24 protein-coding genes are annotated in these 19468 nt (G+C 26.4%); 19 read left to right on the forward strand and 5 right to left on the reverse strand.

What is annotated here, in order from left to right; translation table 11 throughout:
* Positions 1-89: 89 nt before the first annotated feature.
* Both ABHC41_RS03705 and ABHC41_RS03710 read right to left on the reverse strand, forming a co-directional pair.
* The gene (locus ABHC41_RS03705; RefSeq protein WP_092925346.1) at positions 90-293 is read right to left on the reverse strand and encodes a hypothetical protein; all 204 of its coding nucleotides are present in this window, start codon (positions 291-293) and stop codon (positions 90-92) included.
* 158 nt (positions 294-451) lie between these two features.
* A complete protein-coding gene (locus tag ABHC41_RS03710; protein ID WP_166505583.1) occupies positions 452-805 on the reverse strand; it encodes a hypothetical protein in 354 nt (117 codons plus the stop codon).
* A 96-nt stretch (positions 806-901) separates the two neighbouring features.
* Here ABHC41_RS03710 and ABHC41_RS03715 point away from each other — a divergent pair, with 96 nt between their 5' ends.
* From ABHC41_RS03715 to ABHC41_RS03730, 4 genes are all read left to right on the forward strand, one after another.
* The gene (locus ABHC41_RS03715; protein WP_092925350.1) at positions 902-1699 is read left to right on the forward strand and encodes an HAD family hydrolase; all 798 of its coding nucleotides are present in this window, start codon (positions 902-904) and stop codon (positions 1697-1699) included.
* A gap of 200 nt (positions 1700-1899) precedes the next feature.
* Positions 1900-2688: an FAD binding domain-containing protein gene (locus ABHC41_RS03720; RefSeq protein ID WP_092925352.1), complete on the forward strand. Its 789-nt coding sequence runs from the start codon at positions 1900-1902 to the stop codon at positions 2686-2688.
* Complete coding sequence (locus ABHC41_RS03725; RefSeq protein ID WP_195238192.1) at positions 2688-3137, forward strand: 2Fe-2S iron-sulfur cluster-binding protein; 450 nt, start codon at positions 2688-2690, stop codon at positions 3135-3137. Before ABHC41_RS03720 ends, ABHC41_RS03725 begins: the two co-directional genes overlap by 1 nt.
* Positions 3138-5402, forward strand: coding sequence for a molybdopterin cofactor-binding domain-containing protein (locus ABHC41_RS03730; RefSeq protein WP_195238190.1), 2265 nt, complete (start codon positions 3138-3140; stop codon positions 5400-5402). It begins immediately after the preceding gene.
* A gap of 151 nt (positions 5403-5553) precedes the next feature.
* On the opposite strand, the gene ABHC41_RS03735 is transcribed toward ABHC41_RS03730, so the two are convergent.
* On the reverse strand, positions 5554-6402 hold the full coding sequence (locus tag ABHC41_RS03735) for a DegV family protein (RefSeq protein WP_166505580.1): 849 nt from the start codon (positions 6400-6402) through the stop codon (positions 5554-5556).
* 234 nt (positions 6403-6636) lie between these two features.
* Between ABHC41_RS03735 and ABHC41_RS03740 the strand changes: the two genes are divergently transcribed.
* The 3 genes from ABHC41_RS03740 (at position 6637) to ABHC41_RS03750 (ending at position 8797) form a co-directional block, all read left to right on the forward strand.
* The gene (locus ABHC41_RS03740) at positions 6637-7386 is read left to right on the forward strand and encodes an acyl-ACP thioesterase domain-containing protein (RefSeq protein WP_092925360.1); all 750 of its coding nucleotides are present in this window, start codon (positions 6637-6639) and stop codon (positions 7384-7386) included.
* 166 nt (positions 7387-7552) lie between these two features.
* A complete protein-coding gene (locus tag ABHC41_RS03745; protein WP_092925362.1) occupies positions 7553-8485 on the forward strand; it encodes a DUF362 domain-containing protein in 933 nt (310 codons plus the stop codon).
* 87 nt (positions 8486-8572) lie between these two features.
* Complete coding sequence (locus ABHC41_RS03750; RefSeq protein WP_092925364.1) at positions 8573-8797, forward strand: hypothetical protein; 225 nt, start codon at positions 8573-8575, stop codon at positions 8795-8797.
* A 111-nt stretch (positions 8798-8908) separates the two neighbouring features.
* On the opposite strand, the gene ABHC41_RS03755 is transcribed toward ABHC41_RS03750, so the two are convergent.
* Positions 8909-9187, reverse strand: a complete 279-nt coding sequence (locus ABHC41_RS03755) for a hypothetical protein (RefSeq protein WP_271893467.1) — start codon at positions 9185-9187, stop codon at positions 8909-8911.
* A 282-nt stretch (positions 9188-9469) separates the two neighbouring features.
* Here ABHC41_RS03755 and ABHC41_RS03760 point away from each other — a divergent pair, with 282 nt between their 5' ends.
* The 11 genes from ABHC41_RS03760 to ABHC41_RS03810 all read left to right on the forward strand — a co-directional run bounded on the left by ABHC41_RS03760 (position 9470) and on the right by ABHC41_RS03810 (position 18631).
* Positions 9470-10189, forward strand: coding sequence for a TVP38/TMEM64 family protein (locus ABHC41_RS03760; protein ID WP_330405509.1), 720 nt, complete (start codon positions 9470-9472; stop codon positions 10187-10189).
* An 82-nt stretch (positions 10190-10271) separates the two neighbouring features.
* The gene (locus ABHC41_RS03765; RefSeq protein WP_166505577.1) at positions 10272-11093 is read left to right on the forward strand and encodes a (Fe-S)-binding protein; all 822 of its coding nucleotides are present in this window, start codon (positions 10272-10274) and stop codon (positions 11091-11093) included.
* Entirely contained in the window at positions 11086-11739 is a 654-nt protein-coding gene (locus ABHC41_RS03770) for a TVP38/TMEM64 family protein (protein WP_271893469.1), read from the forward strand. Before ABHC41_RS03765 ends, ABHC41_RS03770 begins: the two co-directional genes overlap by 8 nt.
* 16 nt (positions 11740-11755) lie before the next feature.
* Positions 11756-12340 (forward strand): CDP-alcohol phosphatidyltransferase family protein, encoded by a 585-nt coding sequence (locus tag ABHC41_RS03775; protein WP_092925370.1) that lies wholly within the window; start codon positions 11756-11758, stop codon positions 12338-12340.
* Positions 12341-12546: 206 nt separating this feature from the next.
* Entirely contained in the window at positions 12547-13038 is a 492-nt protein-coding gene (locus ABHC41_RS03780) for a QueT transporter family protein (RefSeq protein WP_092925372.1), read from the forward strand.
* An 18-nt stretch (positions 13039-13056) separates the two neighbouring features.
* Complete coding sequence (locus ABHC41_RS03785) at positions 13057-13800, forward strand: cell division protein (protein WP_207733574.1); 744 nt, start codon at positions 13057-13059, stop codon at positions 13798-13800.
* 106 nt (positions 13801-13906) lie between these two features.
* Positions 13907-14617 (forward strand): selenium cofactor biosynthesis protein YqeC, encoded by a 711-nt coding sequence (yqeC, locus tag ABHC41_RS03790; protein ID WP_092925374.1) that lies wholly within the window; start codon positions 13907-13909, stop codon positions 14615-14617.
* Between the two features lie 90 nt (positions 14618-14707).
* The gene (mocA, locus tag ABHC41_RS03795) at positions 14708-15286 is read left to right on the forward strand and encodes a molybdenum cofactor cytidylyltransferase (RefSeq protein ID WP_092925376.1); all 579 of its coding nucleotides are present in this window, start codon (positions 14708-14710) and stop codon (positions 15284-15286) included.
* Positions 15273-16292, forward strand: a complete 1020-nt coding sequence (locus ABHC41_RS03800) for a molybdopterin-binding protein (RefSeq protein WP_092925378.1) — start codon at positions 15273-15275, stop codon at positions 16290-16292. Before mocA ends, ABHC41_RS03800 begins: the two co-directional genes overlap by 14 nt.
* A gap of 94 nt (positions 16293-16386) precedes the next feature.
* The gene (locus ABHC41_RS03805) at positions 16387-18006 is read left to right on the forward strand and encodes an ATP-binding cassette domain-containing protein (protein WP_166505574.1); all 1620 of its coding nucleotides are present in this window, start codon (positions 16387-16389) and stop codon (positions 18004-18006) included.
* A 76-nt stretch (positions 18007-18082) separates the two neighbouring features.
* A complete protein-coding gene (locus ABHC41_RS03810; RefSeq protein WP_092925382.1) occupies positions 18083-18631 on the forward strand; it encodes a hypothetical protein in 549 nt (182 codons plus the stop codon).
* Between the two features lie 28 nt (positions 18632-18659).
* On the opposite strand, the gene ABHC41_RS03815 is transcribed toward ABHC41_RS03810, so the two are convergent.
* Positions 18660-18908: a hypothetical protein gene (locus ABHC41_RS03815; RefSeq protein WP_092925384.1), complete on the reverse strand. Its 249-nt coding sequence runs from the start codon at positions 18906-18908 to the stop codon at positions 18660-18662.
* Positions 18909-19125: 217 nt separating this feature from the next.
* Between ABHC41_RS03815 and ABHC41_RS03820 the strand changes: the two genes are divergently transcribed.
* The gene (locus tag ABHC41_RS03820) at positions 19126-19260 is read left to right on the forward strand and encodes a hypothetical protein (RefSeq protein WP_271893476.1); all 135 of its coding nucleotides are present in this window, start codon (positions 19126-19128) and stop codon (positions 19258-19260) included.
* The last annotated feature ends 208 nt before the right edge of the window (positions 19261-19468 follow it).

The following is a 19468-nucleotide window of genomic DNA, read 5'->3' on the forward strand; positions in this document are numbered from 1 at the left end:
TTAAATATTAACTAAACTTTTTATAAACAAGAAATTTTATAAAGACATAAGACTAATATAAAAAATACCCTAGTAAGCTAGGGTATTTTTTACCATTTTTTAGACCAATCGCAGTAATGGTATTCATCTTTCCATATAAAATCAGTTGTTATTTTAAAATTACCATAATATTCAAATGAATTATAATAGATGTTAACAACGCTAAATTTAGTAGATAAATCCTTATCAATTATTACATTATACCCATCTACTTTAAATATATTATCATTTTCTTTTGCCTCATCCAGAGCCAAGTCAAATATAGGTCCATGTCATGCAATTTCTTTTAAATAAAGTCTTATATTTTTTAAATCAACATTATACTCTATAAATAAATTATCTAACGCATTTTTTGCTAAATCGGTTATATTTATAATCATAAGCCCTCCTAAAATTAATTTATTATGAATTATTATATCTTAGTTAATATAATATTATTGTTTTTATCGTCATATTTTATAGTATAATGACTTAATATTATAAGTATTTGATGTAAACCTACACTAGAAATTATACCCATAGAATTTAAGAATGAAACGTTTCCTATTTCAGATATTATTGGTGCAAAACCTATAAATCCTAAAAATGCCGAATCATCTATATTATTTTCTAGGGTATATTTGCATCTGTTTCGTTGTGCATGCGTTATATTAATATTGTTAAGCAACTTTAAAGAATTTACAATTTTAAAATTACTAACTACAATTTTATTTTCGCTATCGTTAAGGGCTATATCTAGATCTTTTTTTGATGAAACTATTTTCATAAAGCACAATCCTTTCTAAAAGTTTATAATTATTATATAATGTTGTATAAGTGATATACAATAAATTTACAAAATATATGGCAAGGAGTAAAGGGTATGATAAAATTAATCGGTTCAGATATGGATGGGACACTACTTGACTCAAATAAATGTGTTGATAAAGAATTTTATGAAGTTTTAGAACAACTTAATTCTAATAACATACTATTTGCAGCAGTAAGTGGTAGGGAAATACAGTCTTTAACTAATATATTTAAGAAAGAAATAATAGATAATATAATACTTGCACCTAACAATGGAAATTTAGTTGTCTATAAGGGCGAAGTTTTATATGAAAATTATATAGATAAGAAAAAATTAAAAAGTATATCAAACATTATAAGAAAATATGCTAATCATAATACTATATTTTGTGGAAAAGAAAAAACATATAGTGAAAGTTTAAAGGTTAAGATAGCTTGTAAAGCATGGAATACAGATGTTGAGGTTGTAGAAGATATAACCAAGATAAATGATAGTATAATGAAGGTTAGTGTTTTTGCAGATGAAAATATAATAAAAGACGTGTTAACAAATATTAAAGATTATAAGAAAGATTTAAGTATATCTATGTCTGGGCCTAATAGTCTAGATATATGTGAATCTAATGGAAATAAAAAGCAAGCTATAAAAGTAATACAAAAAAAATTTAATATATCATATGAAGAAACTATGGTATTTGGAGATCATATGAATGATTTAGAGATGATGGAATCGGCTTACTATAGTTTTGCAATGGGAAACGCAGAGGATAAAATAAAAGAAAAAGCAAGGTTTGTAACAAAAACCAATGATGAAAATGGAGTTATAGAAGCTATAAAAGAATTAGCTATAGGAAATGAAGCTTTTGCTTAATATTTAAATTTAAAGGTCATTCTAAAAAATATTTAGAATGACTTTTTTTATTAAAAATAGTAAATATATTTTAAGTTAAATAAAATCGAACTTACTTTTTAAATGGAAAATAAACGTTAGTATATATAACGAATTTTATTGTCTAGAATGGCTAAAATGTGGTATAATTAATCAAAACTAATACAAATTGGGGAGGAAATATGTTTACACTTACAGACATTGTTCAACCGACAACAATAGAAGAAGCATATGCCATATTAATGAAAAGAAAAAATAATCAGATAATAGGTGGAAGTGCTTTTTTAAGGATGGGTAAAAAAAGAATAGGCACAGGAATAGAGTTATCTAATTTAAATCTAGATTATATAAAAGAAGATGAAGATTATGTTGAAATAGGTGCTATGACAACATTTAGAGAATTAGAAACTAGTGATATAATAAAAAATAACTTTGGTGATATTTTAAACCACAGTGTAAGAGATATAATAGGAGTTCAATTTAGAAGTGTTGTAACTGTAGGTGCTACAGTATTTTCTAAGTATGGATTTTCTGATTTAATAATAGCTCTACTTTGTTTAGATACTGAAATAGAGACTTTTAGTAAAGGAAGAATGACTTTAGATAAATTTTTAGATAAAGGTTATGAAAAAGATTTATTAACTAAGATATACATAAAAAAGAATAATAAAAAAGCATCATATAAATCTTTAAGAAATGCTAAAAGTGACTATCCAATAGTAAATGTAGCAGTATCAAAATTAGATAATACATTTAAAATATGTATAGGAGCTAGACCTCAAGTTGCAAAAGAAGCAAAAAATGCAAGTGAGTTTTTATCGAACAATAATATAACTGATGAAAATATAGATAAGGCTGTACAAATAGCAGTTGATGAATTATCTTTTGGAACTAATATGAAAGCATCTAAAGAATATAGATATGCTATGGCTAGGGTACTTATAAAAAGAGCTATAATGGAGGTTATATAATGTTAGTAGAACTTAAAGTAAATGGTAAAAAAAGAAAAGTTGACATAGAATGTGAAGAGTATTTAGTAGACACTTTAAGAAAATTAGGGAACTTAAGTGTAAAAAGAGGCTGTGATACAGGATGCTGTGGCTTATGTTCTATATGGATAGATAAAAAGCCAGTACTATCTTGTGCAACTTTAACAGTTAGAGCTATAAATAAAGAGATAACAACAATAGAAGGATTAGAAAAGGAAGCTAGTGACTTTGCTAAGATATTAGTTAGTGAAGGTTCTGAACAATGTGGATTTTGTTCACCAGGATTTATAATGACAGTAATAGCAATGAAAGAAGAATTAAACAATCCTACAGAAGCGGATATAATACACTACTTAACTGGAAATCTATGTAGATGTACAGGGTATATGGGACAGCTAAGAGCAGTTAAAACTTATCTGGGGGTAAATTAAATGAAGATAATAGGTAAAAGTATAGGTAAAATAGACGGAATGGCAATAGCTACAGGAAAACCAGTATATACAGACGATTTAGCATCAAAAGATGCTTTAGTTGTAAAAATACTAAGAAGCCCGTATGCATATGCGAAAATAAAAAATATAGACACTAAAAGAGCTTTATTAGTAGATGGAGTGGAATGTGTACTTACATATAAAGATGTACCAGATACTAGGTTTACACTAGCAGGTCAATCTTACCCAGAGCCATCGCCATATGATAGATTAATACTTGAAGATACTGTTAGATATGTAGGAGATGAAGTTGCAATAGTTGCTGCTAAGGATGAAAAAACAGCAGTTAAAGCTATGAATATGATAAAAGTAGAATATGAAGTACTAGAACCAGTACTTGATTTTGAAAAGGCAACTGAAACTAATATATTAGTTCATGATGAAGAGAGACATTGCAACTTTGATATAGGTATGATTAGAGAGAAAAATATAGTATCAACTCATAATTATACTAAAGGAGATGTAGAAAAAACTTTAAATGAATGTGACGTAGTTATAGAAGAAACATATTATACTCAATCACAACTTCATTCTATGATGGAAACTTATAGATCTTATAATTACCTAGATCATATGGGAAGATTGGTAGTAGTAAGTTCTACACAAATACCATTTCATGTTAGGCGACATCTATCGAGAGCTTTAAACATACCATCTAGTAAGATAAGAGTTATAAAACCAAGAATAGGTGGTGGTTTTGGAGGTAAGCAAACTGCTTGTGTTGAAATATTTAGTGCAATAGTTACACTTAAAACTGGAAAACCAGCCAAAATACTTTATGACAGAAAAGAAACTCAAAATTGTTCAACTAGTAGACATGCTATGAAATTAAATGTTAAAATAGGTGCCACTAAAGATGGAATAATAAAAGTTATAGATATAGATGCATTATCTGATACTGGTGCTTATGGAGAACATGCATCAACTACATTTGGATTAGTAGGTGAAAAAACTATGCCAATGTACAATAAATTAGAAGCATCTAGATTTAAAGGGCATGTAGTATATACTAATAAAATGCCAGCAGGAGCATTTAGAGGATATGGTGCTACTCAAGGATGTTTTGCAGTAGAGTCTACTATAAATAAATTAGCAAAAGAGATAAATATGGACCCAACTGAACTTAGGCTTAAAAATATAGTAAATGAAGGAGAAATTTCATTTGCATATGATAAGACTTTAAATTCAGTAGATCTAAAAGAGTGTATAGAAAAAGGGAAAAATCTTATAAAATGGAATGAAAAATACCCATCTAAAGACTTAGGAAATGGAAAAGTTAGAAGTGTTGGTATGGCACTTACTATGCAAGGTTCTGGAATTGCAGGGATAGATACAGCAAGTGCTGAAATAAGATTAAACGATGACGGAAATTATACATTACTAGTAGGCTCAACGGATATGGGTACGGGAAGTGACACTATACTTTCTCAAATGGCTTGTGAAATACTTGAAACTACCATGGATAAAATAACTGTAATAGCAGCAGATACAGATGTAGTTCCATATGATCCAGGTTCATATGCATCATCTACAACATATGTAACAGGTATGGCAGTAGTAAAAGCTGCTAATGAACTTAGAAATAAAATAATGAGTTTAGGAGCAACTAGACTTGGTGTAGATAAAGAAGATGTAGAGTTTGATGGGGAAAAAGTATTTACAGAAAATAAGTCTATATTAGTATTTGATATAGCTGTTGACTGTACCGTAGGGCCTGAAAAAAATCAATTAGTGGGATGTGCATCTCATGGTAGCCCTGTTTCACCTCCTCCATTTATAGCAGGATTTGTAGAAACTGAAATAGATAAAGAAACCGGTAAAGTTGATGTAATAGATTATGTAGCAGTAGTAGACTGTGGAACTGTTATAAATAAAAATCTTGCTAAAGTTCAAGTTGAAGGTGGAATAGTACAAGGTATAGGACTTGGATTATTTGAAGAAATAAGATATACGGATAAAGGTAAAATGGATACTAATACATTTATGCAATATAAAATACCAGCTAGATGCGATGTAGGTAATATAATAGTTGATTTTGTAGAAACTCATGAACCAACAGGTCCATTTGGAGCTAAGTCTGTTGGAGAGGTTGTTGTAAATACTCCAGCACCGGCTATACAAGATGCTATATACAATGGTGTAGGTGTTAGAATAAATGATTTACCAATGACTCCAGAAAAAATATTTATGGCTATGAATAAATAATTGTAAATATGAATAAATATTATAAAAAGGTATGAAATACAACTTGTATTTCATACCTTTTATAATATTTAAAAGTTATTTACTTAAATAAAAATGAAAAATATGTAATTTATAAAATGCTATCATTAAATAATAAGTGCCTAAAATTATATTATTTTGTAAAGTAAGCAATACCTATACTTCCAGGTCCAACATGAACACCTACAATAGGCCCTATAGATTGTATTTTAACAGGAATATTTAACTTAGCTTCTAAAGCTTTAGCAAGCTCTAATCCATCTTCCTCACAGTTTATATGATGGACTATAACATCTCCAAGTCCGTTTTTTTCGATATCTTCAAACACGGTATTAGCAATAGTATTAATTGCTTTTTTTCTAGTTCTAACTTTAGTATATACTCCAGTTATACCATCTCTAACAGTAAGAATTGGTTTTATTTGAAGTAAAGTACCTAAAAGGGCAGAAGCTGAACCTATTCTACCGCCTTTTTTTAAATACTCCAGTGTTTCTGGTGTAAATAAGAAATTGCTTTTATCAAGTGTATGATTTACTATATCAACTATTTCGTCTTTTGATTTTCCTTCTAAAGATGCTTTAGCACCTTCAATAGCTGCAAATCCCATTTGCATACAAGTAGTCTTAGAGTCGATTATTGTAATATCGGCATCTGGATAATTTTCAATTGTCATATTCTTTATTAAGTTAGCATTTGAAAAAGTTCCGCTTAGTTTAGAAGATAAGAATATTCCTACAATAGAATCTCCATTTTTTACTATTTTCTCAAATGTATCTAACATTTCTTCGGGAAATGGTTGAGATGATTTAGGGATTTCCTCACATTTTTCCATATCATCATAAAAGACTTTGTTATCTACATCTAGCTCACGTATACTGTTATTATCCATAACTACATTTAATGAGACGATAGATATGTCATATTTTTGTATATACTCATTAGGTATATAAGAAGTACTATCGGTAACTATTTTTACAGCCATATATATATATCTCTCCTTTTTTATATGAACAATATTATAATAAATATATTATAACTTGGTAATAGAATATTAAATAATTACTCTATAATAGAATTATATACTAAATTGGCAACTAAGTAAAATATATAGTTTTTGAGTTTAATTATGTAAAATAATATTAATTTGATTTCGAATATAATTTGAAGTATAATCAATAAAGTAGAGGAATAATTACAAGTATTAGGAGTTTTAATTATGTCTAAAGTATTTGAAAAAATATATGAAGTAACGTATAGAGATACGAATATAAGAGGCGAATGTAATTTTTCGTCATATATGGATTTTATGTCAGATGCAGCATTTAGCCAGGATATTAGCTTAGGAGCATCATTTACTGATTTTAAAGAAAGTGATTATACTTGGGTTATATTTAATTATGATATAAAAGTACATGGTAAAGCTAATTATAAAGAAAAGCTTAAAATTGTAACATATGTAAAAGCATTTAGAAAGTTTTATGCACTTAGAAACTTTAAAATATATAATGAAAAAGAAGAATTAATATTAAGTGGAGACACTTTAGCATTTTATATAGATATAAAAAAAGCTAAGCCTTGCAGTATACCAAGTAGCTATTATGAGAGATATGAAGTAAAAGAGGATAGAAGTGTTAAGATAAATAAGTTAAAAATGAGAAGACCATCTAGAATAGATATATCTAAGAATTTTGATATAAGATACTCTGATATAGATATAAATATACATGTAGGTAATTCTCATTATATAATGTGGATAATAGATTCAATGCCTTTTGAAGTACTTAAAAACTATAGAATAAGTGAACTTTTAGTAGCTTATGAAAAGCAGCTTAAATATAATAATGAAGTAGTGGTAGAAAGTCAGATAGAATATGAAGACGATTATATAATAGCAATACATCAAATAGTTGATGAAAATAAAAATGAAATATCCCTTCTTGAAAGTAAATGGGTAAAAATAGTCTAAGTTTTATACAAACTTAGACTATTTTTATATATGAAATTAGAATCCTTTAGTAGTTGCTAGTATTTTATTTAAATATATGAAAATAATAGATATATAAATATTGATGATAATAGCTAGTTACATAAAATTTAAAATTTAAAAAAAATACTAAAGACGAGGTGATTTTATGATAAGAGAGAGAAGGGTTAAAGAACCTATAGTTTCAATAACTAAGGCAATGACAGAATCTAAATCATTAGAAAAAGCTTTAGATTTATTGCCAATAGATAAAATTATAAAAAAAGGAGACGTAGTAGTTATAAATCCTAACTGGGTAAAAGATAGCAAACCAAAAGATGCAGGAATTGTAGGTCCTAAAACTTTAAAAACACTTATACAGTATATAAAAGAAAAAGAACCTAGCAAAATATATATAGCAACAGGATCTGGAAGTAAAAAGACTACAGAGGTTATGAAAAATGTAGGGTATGACAAAATAATAGAAGAAGAAAAAATAGAATTTGTTGATATGAATTATGGTCCATATATAGATTTAAAGCTAAAGCATGACATAATAAAATCAACTCCTATAAATGAAATAGTAAATAAAGCAGATGTAATAATATCATTTACTCAGTTAAAGCATCATGAAGAAGCAACAATAACAAGTGCGATAAAAAATATAGCAATGGGATGGCCGCCAGCAGAAATCCATGGGTATCCAAAAAAAAATACAGGGATTCATAAGGACTTGCATGGATTCATAAGAGCTATGGCAAATGAAATACCTATAGACTTAAGTATAATAAGCTGTGATAAAGCTATGGTAGGTACAGGACCTCATAATGGAATGGCAGTAGATACACCAGGACTTATTATAGCATCAACAGATCCACTAGCAGCAGATTGCATAGGAGCAAGACTTCTAGGCTTTTTACCACAAGCAGTATGTTATCTCTATGGATTAGATAAAGATAACATAGGAGAATCTGACCCTAAGAATATGGAAATAAAAGGATTAAGCTTAGAAGAAGCAGAAAAGATATTTAGCAAGTGTGCATATGGTGATAGTGAAGTAAGGGTTGATAAAGAAAAGCTTAAAGATATACATGGTAGATAGATATATAAATTGGTAATGTTTTATAAGAATTTTAAATTATAGAAGTGAAATAATATATATAGAAATAAAACCAAAGGATGTGGCAACATGACTAACCAAAAAAAACATAGCACTAGAAGAATGCAAGATTATGAAAATGAAAAAATAGAAATAGCACATGAATTAGGTATAAATGGAGCTAATGAAACTGAAGTAAATGCTAAGATGGCATCAGAAAATGAAGCTATCTATAGCAGCAAAACTAGAACTAAAAATAGTAATTTAAATAATGATCAAAAAACAGCAAGAGAAAAAAATTACTATAGAGAGTAATGTTAAATAAAAAGGCTATAATGCATAAATTATAGCCTTTTTATTTTTTGTCACTATATTTTTTTATGTATTTTTTCTTAATTTTTTTTACTTTTTTTCTTGAGGTATTTCTTAAAATACTTCATTAATTTCATCAACTTCTGCTTCATCATTTAAATTTTCTAATTCTTTATTGACTTCTCTACATACTATTCTACTTTCAGAGACTAAAGATAACTGTTCTCCTAAAACTATAAAAAATGTACCAAGAAGTGCTAATTCTTCATCGTTTTCTATTTCTTGACCTATGATTGCTGCCAATATAGTAACTAGTATAAGATTTTGATTAGAAAATGAATTACAATTATTGACTAGTAAATTACAGTTATTAAGACCTTTATTTCTAGGCATAAAACCTCCAATTATACATATTAATATTTATGATATGCATCTTGATAAAAATTGTTACACAAAATTTATATATAAATAAATTTTTGTAAAATATAAATTATGTATAGAAAAAATCAATATATGTAGTTATTGGTATATAAAATTACAATATATATATTTATAAGAATTTTGCACTGTTTATGCTAAAATATTTAAGAATGACTTTAAAAATTTAAATATTATTATGAATTATATTATAAATGGTCATAATGTCATAAAAAATATATAAATAGGACATAGTAGGTGATAAAAATAGATAATAAATTAAAAAATATATCAGTAAAAATAGGTGTATCGTTATTAGTAATAGGTATATATTTATTTATACCGCAGATAAATAAAGGTATAAATCAGATGATATTTTATTTAAGTATGCTAAACATAGATGCTATAAAAGAATATATATTATCTTTTGGTATATTAGCACCTATAATATCTTTTTTACTTATGATACTTCAATCAGTGGCAGCACCACTTCCAGCATTTTTAATAACTTTTGCTAATGCGGCTTTATTTGGGTGGGTAAAAGGAGCAATGCTTTCATGGACTAGTTCAATGGTAGGAGCAGCATTATGCTTTTATATAGCAAGATTTTTAGGTAGAGATGTAGTTATAAAGCTTACAAGCAAATATGCATTAGATAACATAGATAACTTCTTTGACAAGTACGGAAAACATACAATATTAATAGCTAGATTACTACCATTTATATCTTTTGACCTTGTTAGCTACGCAGCAGGTCTTACTTCAATGAAGTTTAGTTCATTTTTTATAGCAACAGGCATAGGACAGCTTCCTGCAACTATAATATATTCTTATGTTGGAGATATGTTAACAGGTTCCTTAAAATTTGTAGTAACAGGCCTTATGATATTATTTGCATTAAGTATACTTGGATATATGCTTAAAAAGATTTACAATGAAAAAAATAGTAATTTAAATAAATCTTTAAAAGAAAAATAATGTGGATTGGCTAAGCCAATCCATATTGTTTTGTAAATTATATAAAAAATTATTTTAAAATAAGTTTAAGGAAGGTGATAAAATGAGTAAACTACCATATAAAATACATCAAATTAGCAGCAATAATAAATTATTTAGAAAAACTTTTATAGATGAAGATGCTGATGTATTATTTATGCCAGGGTGTAGTTTGAGTGGGTATGATGAAAAGATTATACTAAATATATATAATTATTTAAGAGGTCATATAAAAAATATAGGAATAACTTTTTCTTGTTGTTATAAACCAAGTATAATGATAAAAGATTATAAATCATTTGAAAAATACTATAAAAATTTAGATGAAACTCTAAATACTAACAATGTTAAAAAGGTTATAACGTCATGTCCTAATTGTTATAAAAGTTTAAGTGAAAATAGTAAAAATATAGAAGTATATTTTTTATTAGATGTCATAAGAGAATTTGGATTAGATAATAGGTTAATTGGATATTATAGTGATCTAAATATAGAATTTGCAATACATGATTCTTGTGCAATAAGAGGCGTTGAATCTATATATATAAGTGCAAGAGATATACTTAAAAGCTTAGGAATTAAATACAGTGAATTTGAAAAAAATAGAAGTAGTTCTATGTGTTGTGGAGCTATATTTACAGACAATGAAAATAAGAAAAAACAACTTGAAAAAAGATGTTCTCAAACAAAAAGTGATTATACTATATGTTACTGTGAAACATGTGTTAAGTTTATGATAAATGGAGGGAAAAATTCAATTCATATATTAGACTTAATTTTTAATGAAGAATATTTAAACAAAGATAAGTTTACACAATATAATAAATCTAGTATAAATTCATGGATAAATAGATATAAACTAAATAATAGGAGAAAATATGAATAATAAGTTAAAAAAAATACTAGTCACAATAGGGATATTAGCTTTTGTAGTAATTACAAATAAATATATAGGTAATAATGTTGATATATATACAATAAAAGAATATGTAAAAACATTTGGTGTATTAGCTCCATTTATATATATAGTGATGTTTTCATTAGTACCTCTAACATTTTTTCCAGATTCAGTACTTGCAATATCAGCAGGTCTAATATTTGGATTTAGTAAGGGGTATATATATACAACAATAGGAGCTTTAATAGGTGCAAGTATAGCATTTTTTATAGCTAGGTATTTAGGAAAAGAAATAATTAAAAGAAAGTCAAGCGATAAGTTAGAAAAAATAGAAAGATTAATAGAAAAAAATGGATTTTATATAATATTTCTATTAAGGTTAATACCACTATTTCCATTTGATGTAATAAGCTATGGAGCAGGTATTACAAATGTAAAATATAAGGATTTTATACTATCTACACTATTTGGAACTATTCCTGGTATAGCAGTATTTACAAATATAGGGGCTACTTCTTTAAATATAAAAAGTACTAGCTTTTATATTTCAATAGCTCTTTTAGTATTATTATTTACTGTATCAATATTTTTAAAAAATAAATTTCTAAAAGATAAATTAGAAGAAAAACATTAAATAGAAGGGAAATAATATGTTAGACACACATGCTAGAAAATATGTAAATCCATTTATAGAATTTGGAGCAAATATATTTATAAAAAGAAAAATTAGCGCAAACACTGTAACTACACTAGCTCTTATACTGGGGGTATTATCAGCAGTATTATTATATTTAGATAAAAATATACTAGCTGTAATGCTACTTTGGATATCTGGATACTTAGATGCAGTAGATGGAAGTATAGCTAGAAAAACAGACTCATCATCTAGTTTTGGAACAGTGTTAGATGTTACGTTTGATAGGATAGTAGAAATAGGTATAATATTTGTAAGTGCACTAAAATTTGAAGAGATAAGATTAAATATTATTGTATTATTAGCTTGTATATTAATATCAATGGTAATATTTTTAACAGTTGGTGCAGTTAGTGAAAAAAGCGGAATAAAATCATTTTATTATCAAGCAGGAGTAGCTGAAAGAAGTGAAGGATTTATAATGTTATCTCTTATGATGATTTTTGAAAGTTATTTAGGTATAGTAGTTAATATATTTTCGTTTATAGTTATAATAACAGCACTTCAAAGAATGATTGAAGCTAAAAACATATTAAAGTAATATTAAAATATTTGAAATAAAAAAATATATATTATATAATATCGTAAGTAACCTTAAAAAGACAGTTCGAAAGCCTCCTGTCTATAAAAAAAACTACGGTTAAAATAGGCATTTAATTAACTGCCATTAAAACTGTAGAATTTCTACGGTTTTTATTTTTTCCAAGTAGATTAGGCTATAAATAATAAGCACTTAGGAGAAAAAAGATGAGAAACAACACTAAAAAGATAGTTAAAACTGGAGTAGTAGCAGGTGTTTATGCAGCAGTTACTTTAGCTTTTGGTTTTATAAGTTATGGAACAATACAATTTAGAATAGCTGAGGTTATGACACTACTACCACTTATAAGTAAGGAATACATATTAGCTTTGACAATAGGATGTTTTTTAGCTAATGTAATAGGTCCTTATGGTGTTCCTGATATTATATTTGGAACTTTGGCAACATTTATAAGTGTATACTTAGTTTACCTAACAGGTAAAACAATGAAAGGAAAAAAAGGTTATGTACTAATCGCATCATTATGGCCAACAATAGTAAATGCTATAATAATAGGTATTATGCTAAATAAATTATTTGGTGTGCCTCTTATACTTTCAATGCTACAAGTAGGTTTTGGACAATTTGTAGTAATAACTATAATTGGTGTTCCATTATTTAAGATATTAGAAAATAAATATCTTAAACTATTAAAGTAATCTGATTAAGGAGATATTATGAATATAGAAGAAAAATTAGAAAAAGCTAAAATAATAGGTATAGGAAATGATGGAATAAATACATTAAATTCTATTAAATTTAAATTAGAAAATAATATGGATATAGAAGAAATATCTATAAATCAAGATGTAGATAAGGATTATGTTAGAGAATTATTAGATGGAGTAGACTTATTATTTTTAACTTATAATAGTGAAGATAAAAAGGCATTACAGATAGTCAATGCAATAGGATATATGGCAGATGAAAGAAGAATATTAAGTATAGGAATAGATTCTTCTAATAAAGAAAATAAAGACGAAGTAAATATAAATAGAGAATTTAAAGTAGATGAAGCTTCAATGGATAAATTTATAAATTTAGTAAATATGTTAGTTGAATCTATATCATATCAATGCATGATAAACTTAGACTTAACAGATTTAAAAGAAACTTTATGTACAGATGGTGGAATAAAATATTCTTATAAAGAGTTTGGTAAAGACATATCTAAAGAAGACATGGTAAGAAATTTACTAGAAAATGTAAGTGGATCACATAATGAACTTTTAAATAAAAAGCAAATAATATTTATTGAAATGGGATCTAATTATTGCAAAGAAGATGAAATGATATTTGTTGTAAATGATATATTAACTATTATAAAAGAAAAAAGCGAAAATTCTTGTGATAGCATTTTCTCATTGTATGTAAAAGAACAAACAAAAGATAAAATAAAAATAGGATTAGTATGTAATTAATCTGTATAAATCCATAGAATAATGTTATAATTATTCTATGGATTCTTTATTTTACATTAAAAAAATATTAAATAAAAGTTTATAAATATATAAAGTTAGGGTAGATATGAATTTAAAAGAAGCATTAAACTTAAGAGAACAAGAGATTATAACAGTAATAGGAGCTGGAGGAAAAACCTCACTTATAAATAAGTTGGCATCTAGCATTAATAGCAAAAAAATACTTATAAGCACAACAACAAAAATATATGTACCGCCAAAAGAATTATATGACAATATGTACATATTAGATAGTGCAAAATATAAAAAATGTGAAAAAGAAAGAGTCGTTATTGTTGGATCATATATAAATTTAGATAATAAGATAATAGGGCTAGATTTTTATGATTTAGATAAGATCAAAGGTGATTTTGATGTTCTTTTAATAGAAGGTGATGGTTCTAAGAGAAAAAAGCTTAAAGGATGGAATATAAACGAGCCGGTAGTATATCCTAAAACCACGAAAGTTATAGGGGTATTAGATATAACTTCTTATGATATGTGTATAAACGATAAAAATATACATAGACTTAAAGAATTTGAAAAATTAACAAACACTAAAAATAAAGTAACTATAGAAAATATGGTTGATATAGTAATAAATAAAAATGGTATGTTTAAAAATATCAATTGTGAAAAAATATTATTAATTAATAAAGTAGAAACAAAAAAGCATTTAGATATAGCAAAAAATCTTATTAACAGTATTAATAAACATGAACATAATATAAAAATAATATATGGAAGTATATTAAATGATTTATTTTATTGTGTATAGAATATAAGATTTATTTTAATATCATAAATAATTAGTGTTTTATATTTGTATAAAAATAAACTTTTTAATAAATTAATAAGGATATAAAAAATGATAACAGCGATTATAATGGCATCAGGGCTATCAAAAAGAATGGGAGAAAATAAGCTCTTACTAAAATACAAAGATAAAACTATAATAGAATATGTATTTGATGAAATATCAAAAGTTGAATTTAAAGAAGTTATAGTTGTTAGTTCATATGATGAAATAAAGGATATTTCAAAAAAATACAACTATAAATATATAGAAAATAAAAAAAATTATATAGGTCAAAGTGAATCTATAAGATTAGGTATAAATAATAGCAAGCAATCCTTTGGATATATGTTTTTTGTAGGAGATCAACCTTTAATTGATAGCAAATATATAAATAAAATGATAGAAGAATTTAATGAAAATAAAGATTTTATAATAATTCCAAGATATAAAGATAGAAAAGGAAATCCTGTAATATTTCCAGAGTATAAAAGAGAGGAATTATTAAGTTTAAAAGAAGATGAAAAAGGTAAAAAAGTTATAACTAATTCATGTAAAATAAAATATGTAGATGTCAGTGAGTATATGTTATTTGATATTGACACAAAAAAAGACTATATACAATTAGGGGGAATATATGAAAAAGATTAAAACAGTAGATGCTATAGGACATATACTTTGTCATGATATAACAAAGATAATTCCAGGTGAGTTTAAAGGGGTTGCTTTTAAAAAAGGTCATATAGTAAAAAAAGAAGATATAGAAGTTTTACTATCATTAGGTAAAGATCATCTATATGTTTGGGAAAAAAATGAAGATATGGTTCATGAAAATGATGGAGCTATATTCTTAAAAGATTTAACAGCAGGAGAAAATTTAGATTTTAGTGATATAAAAGAAGGTAAAATAGATTTTATATCAAATAAATATGGACTTTTAAAAATAGACGTAGATACATTATTAGAACTTAATATGATAGATGATATAATGTTATCTACCCTACATAATAATTTTATAGTAAATAAAGGAACTAAAGTAGCAGGAACAAGAGTGATTCCTTTACTAATAGATAAAAATAAGCTAACCGAAGCAAAAAATATAGTAGGTAATAAAAAAATCGTAAATGTAGTAGAGTTTAAACCTAAGAAGGTTGGTATAGTTACAACTGGAAATGAAGTATTTTATAAAAGAATAGTAGATAAATTTGGACCTGTTATAAAAGAAAAGGTTGAAAAGTTTGGGTGTGAAGTTATAGGTCAAGCTATATGTAAAGATGATACTATTATGATAAAAAATGCTATAGAAGATTTTATAAATCAAGGTGCAGAACTTATATGTTGCACAGGTGGTATGAGTGTAGATCCAGATGATGTAACACCTACTGCTATAAAAGAAAGTGGAGCAAGTATAATAACCTATGGTTCACCAATACTTCCTGGGGCAATGTTTTTATTAGCATATAAAGGTGATATACCTATAATGGGGATACCAGGATGTGCAATGTATAATAAAACAACAGTATTTGATGTTATTTTACCAAGAGTACTAGTAGATGAAAAATTAACTAAAAAAGATATAGCAATGTATGGGCATGGTGGACTTTGTATGAATTGCGATATTTGCACATATCCAGCCTGTAATTTTGCTAAGGTGTAGTACTCATCAGTTGACTAAATTAAATATTTATTATATTATAAAAATGTTATGTAATTTACGAAAATTAAAGAAAGAAAGAAAGGAATACACATTAATGTTACAAGTTACAAATGTTGGACTTAGATTTGGTGATAAAGAGTTATTCAAAGATGTTAACTTAAAATTCACTAAAGGAAATTGTTACGGGATAATAGGAGCTAATGGTGCAGGAAAATCAACTTTCCTTAAAATATTAGCTGGTGATATAGAGCCAAACACAGGAAGTGTTTCAATAACTGAAAAAGAAAGAATGTCAGTACTTAGACAGGACCACTTCAAATATGAAGAAGATACAGTTTTAGATGTAGTTATAATGGGACACGAAAGACTATATTCTATAATGAAAGAAAAAGATGCATTATACATGAAGCCTGATTTCACTGAAGAAGATGGTATAAAAGCTGCTGAACTTGAAGGTGAATTTGCCGAACTTGATGGATGGGATGCAGAGACTAATGCAGAGAGACTTTTAATGGGTCTTGGTATACCTAAAGAGGTACATTATAAGCAAATGAAAGAATTAACAGGTGGAGAAAAGGTTAAAGTATTACTTGCTCAAGCATTATTTGGTAAGCCTGAGATACTAATAATGGACGAACCTACAAACCACTTAGACTTCCAATCTATAAACTGGTTAAATGAGTTTATAATGGGACTTGAAGATTCTATCGTTATAGTTGTATCACATGATAGACACTTCTTAAATCAAATATGTACAAATATAGTTGACGTTGATTTTGGTAAGATACAAATGTATGTTGGTAACTACGATTTCTGGTATGAGTCAAGCCAATTAGCATTACAACTTGCTAAGGATCAAAATAAAAAGGCTGAAGAAAAAATAGCTCAACTTAAAGAGTTCATCGCAAGATTCAGTTCAAATGCTTCTAAAGCAAAGCAAGCAACATCTAGAAAAAAACAATTAGAAAAAATACAAGTTGAAGAAATACAACCATCAAGAAGAAGATATCCATATGTAGGATTTACACCTGAGAGAGAAATAGGAAATGAGGTTTTAGAAGTTGAAGGATTAACTAAAACTGTAGATGGTGTTAAAGTACTTGATAATGTATCATTTAGACTTGATAAAGATGATAAAGTAGCATTTATGGGTGACGAAATAGCTATAACTACATTATTCAATATAATAATGGGTGAAGATACTGCTGATAGTGGAACATTTAAGTGGGGAGTTACAACTTCTCAAAGTTACTTACCTAAAAATCACAATCAATACTTTGATGGTGTAGAATACTCATTAGTTGATTGGTTAAGACAATATTCTGAAGAAAAGAGTGAAAGTTTTATAAGAGGATTCTTAGGTAGAATGTTATTTAGTGGAGAAGAAGCTCTAAAGCAAGCTCAAGTTTTATCAGGAGGAGAAAAAGTTAGATGTATGTTATCAAAACTTATGTTAAGTAACGCTAACGTATTAGTTTTAGATGACCCAACTAACCACTTAGACCTTGAAAGTATAACTTCTGTAAACAAAGGTTTAGAAAAGTTCCCAGGAGTATTAATATTTAATTCTCATGACCACGAAATGATACAAACTCTAGCAAATAGAATAATAGAAATAACTCCAGGTGGTGTTATGGATAGAAAAACTACGCTAGATGAATACTTAGAAAATAAAGACATACAAGCTCAATTAAAAACTATGTATGGTAAATAAATTAATACCCTCTAAGCACAGAGTATTTTATACTTTGTGCAAGGAGGTATTTTTAATATCCAAAAAGGAGAAATATATGAAAAAAGTAGATATAACTAATAAAGCCATAATGCTTTTAACCGCACTAAGTGTTATATACGCTATATTAGAAGGAAATATACTGTTTTTATCACCGATAGTCACAATAGCTATTCCATATAGACTAGCTAGATATAAAGAAGATTATAACTATGGCAAAAATAAAAATAAGTTAACTACACTATTTTTATTTAATATAGCATCTTTTATTTTAGTAGCAATAATTAGTGATAGTATGACACAAGAATTACTAGATAATGTAATAAATATTTTTGTTGCATTTATGTACTTTAAGATAATGTTTATATTAGAGAGAAAAAGTGAGCAAAATAATAATCCTAGGGCTGTATATGAGAAATTACAAAAGACTGTATATGTACTTGAAGCTATGAGTACTAAAATGGAAGATGAAATAAGAAATGCAAAAAGTGAAAAAACTAAAAAGAATATACAGCTTAAAAAAGAAAAAATAGAAATACAATTAGTAGCATATAAAAGTCAATTAGAAATATTAAAAATGAAAATAGATTCAGAGAAAAATAATTAAAAGTAGACTAAAATTAGTCTACTTTTAATTATTTAACACTATTTCTTATTAAAGCATCTATTACTTTATCTAAATTTAAATTATCAGTATCTATATCCTCAATTTCAACGATATAGTCTTCAAGTTCTACCTCAACATAAGAACTATGATTACCATTATCTTTTATATAATCAACAATTTTATAATCTTGTATCTCATCTTTGAAATATTCTTTTAATTCTTCATATTCATCATTACTTATTTTTGATTTATTGCACTTGCAGTTTGGACAAGACATGACGTACCTCCTCATTTTATGAAAATTAACTTTTATATTATAACCTTTATTATAAACTAAAAGTCAAAAATATAAAATAATATTGTATATATAAGTTAAATTGATTAAGTTTGGCATAAAAAATTTGATAAAAAATAAACTTTTAATAAAAGTATTGACTTGATACAGTATATTGTATACAATATCCTAAGTAGAAAACATAAAGGGGGAGTTAAAAATGGCAATGATAAATAAATTAGCAAAAACATTAAAAGGAATAAGCAACTACTTATTAGTAAGTGAAAGAATAAATAGTCAAAAATGCTTAGCTAAAGATTTAGATACAACAAAAACTATAATAGATAATAAGTAGAAATTAATATATAAATGTAAATGTTTAAAGTACTACCATATGGTAGTACTTTTTTATTAATAAATATAAATGCAAATTATCGCAAAGAAAAAATAAATATTTACATAAAAATAAATTTAATATATTATAGAATAATAAAAAATATTCTTTAAATTTATAATTTTAAGTTTAAAAGACACAGATAATAATTACATAGGGGATGATTTGT

The sequence above is a fragment of the Romboutsia sp. 1001216sp1 genome, assembly GCF_039841805.1.
Lineage (GTDB): Bacteria > Bacillota > Clostridia > Peptostreptococcales > Peptostreptococcaceae > Romboutsia_C > Romboutsia_C hominis.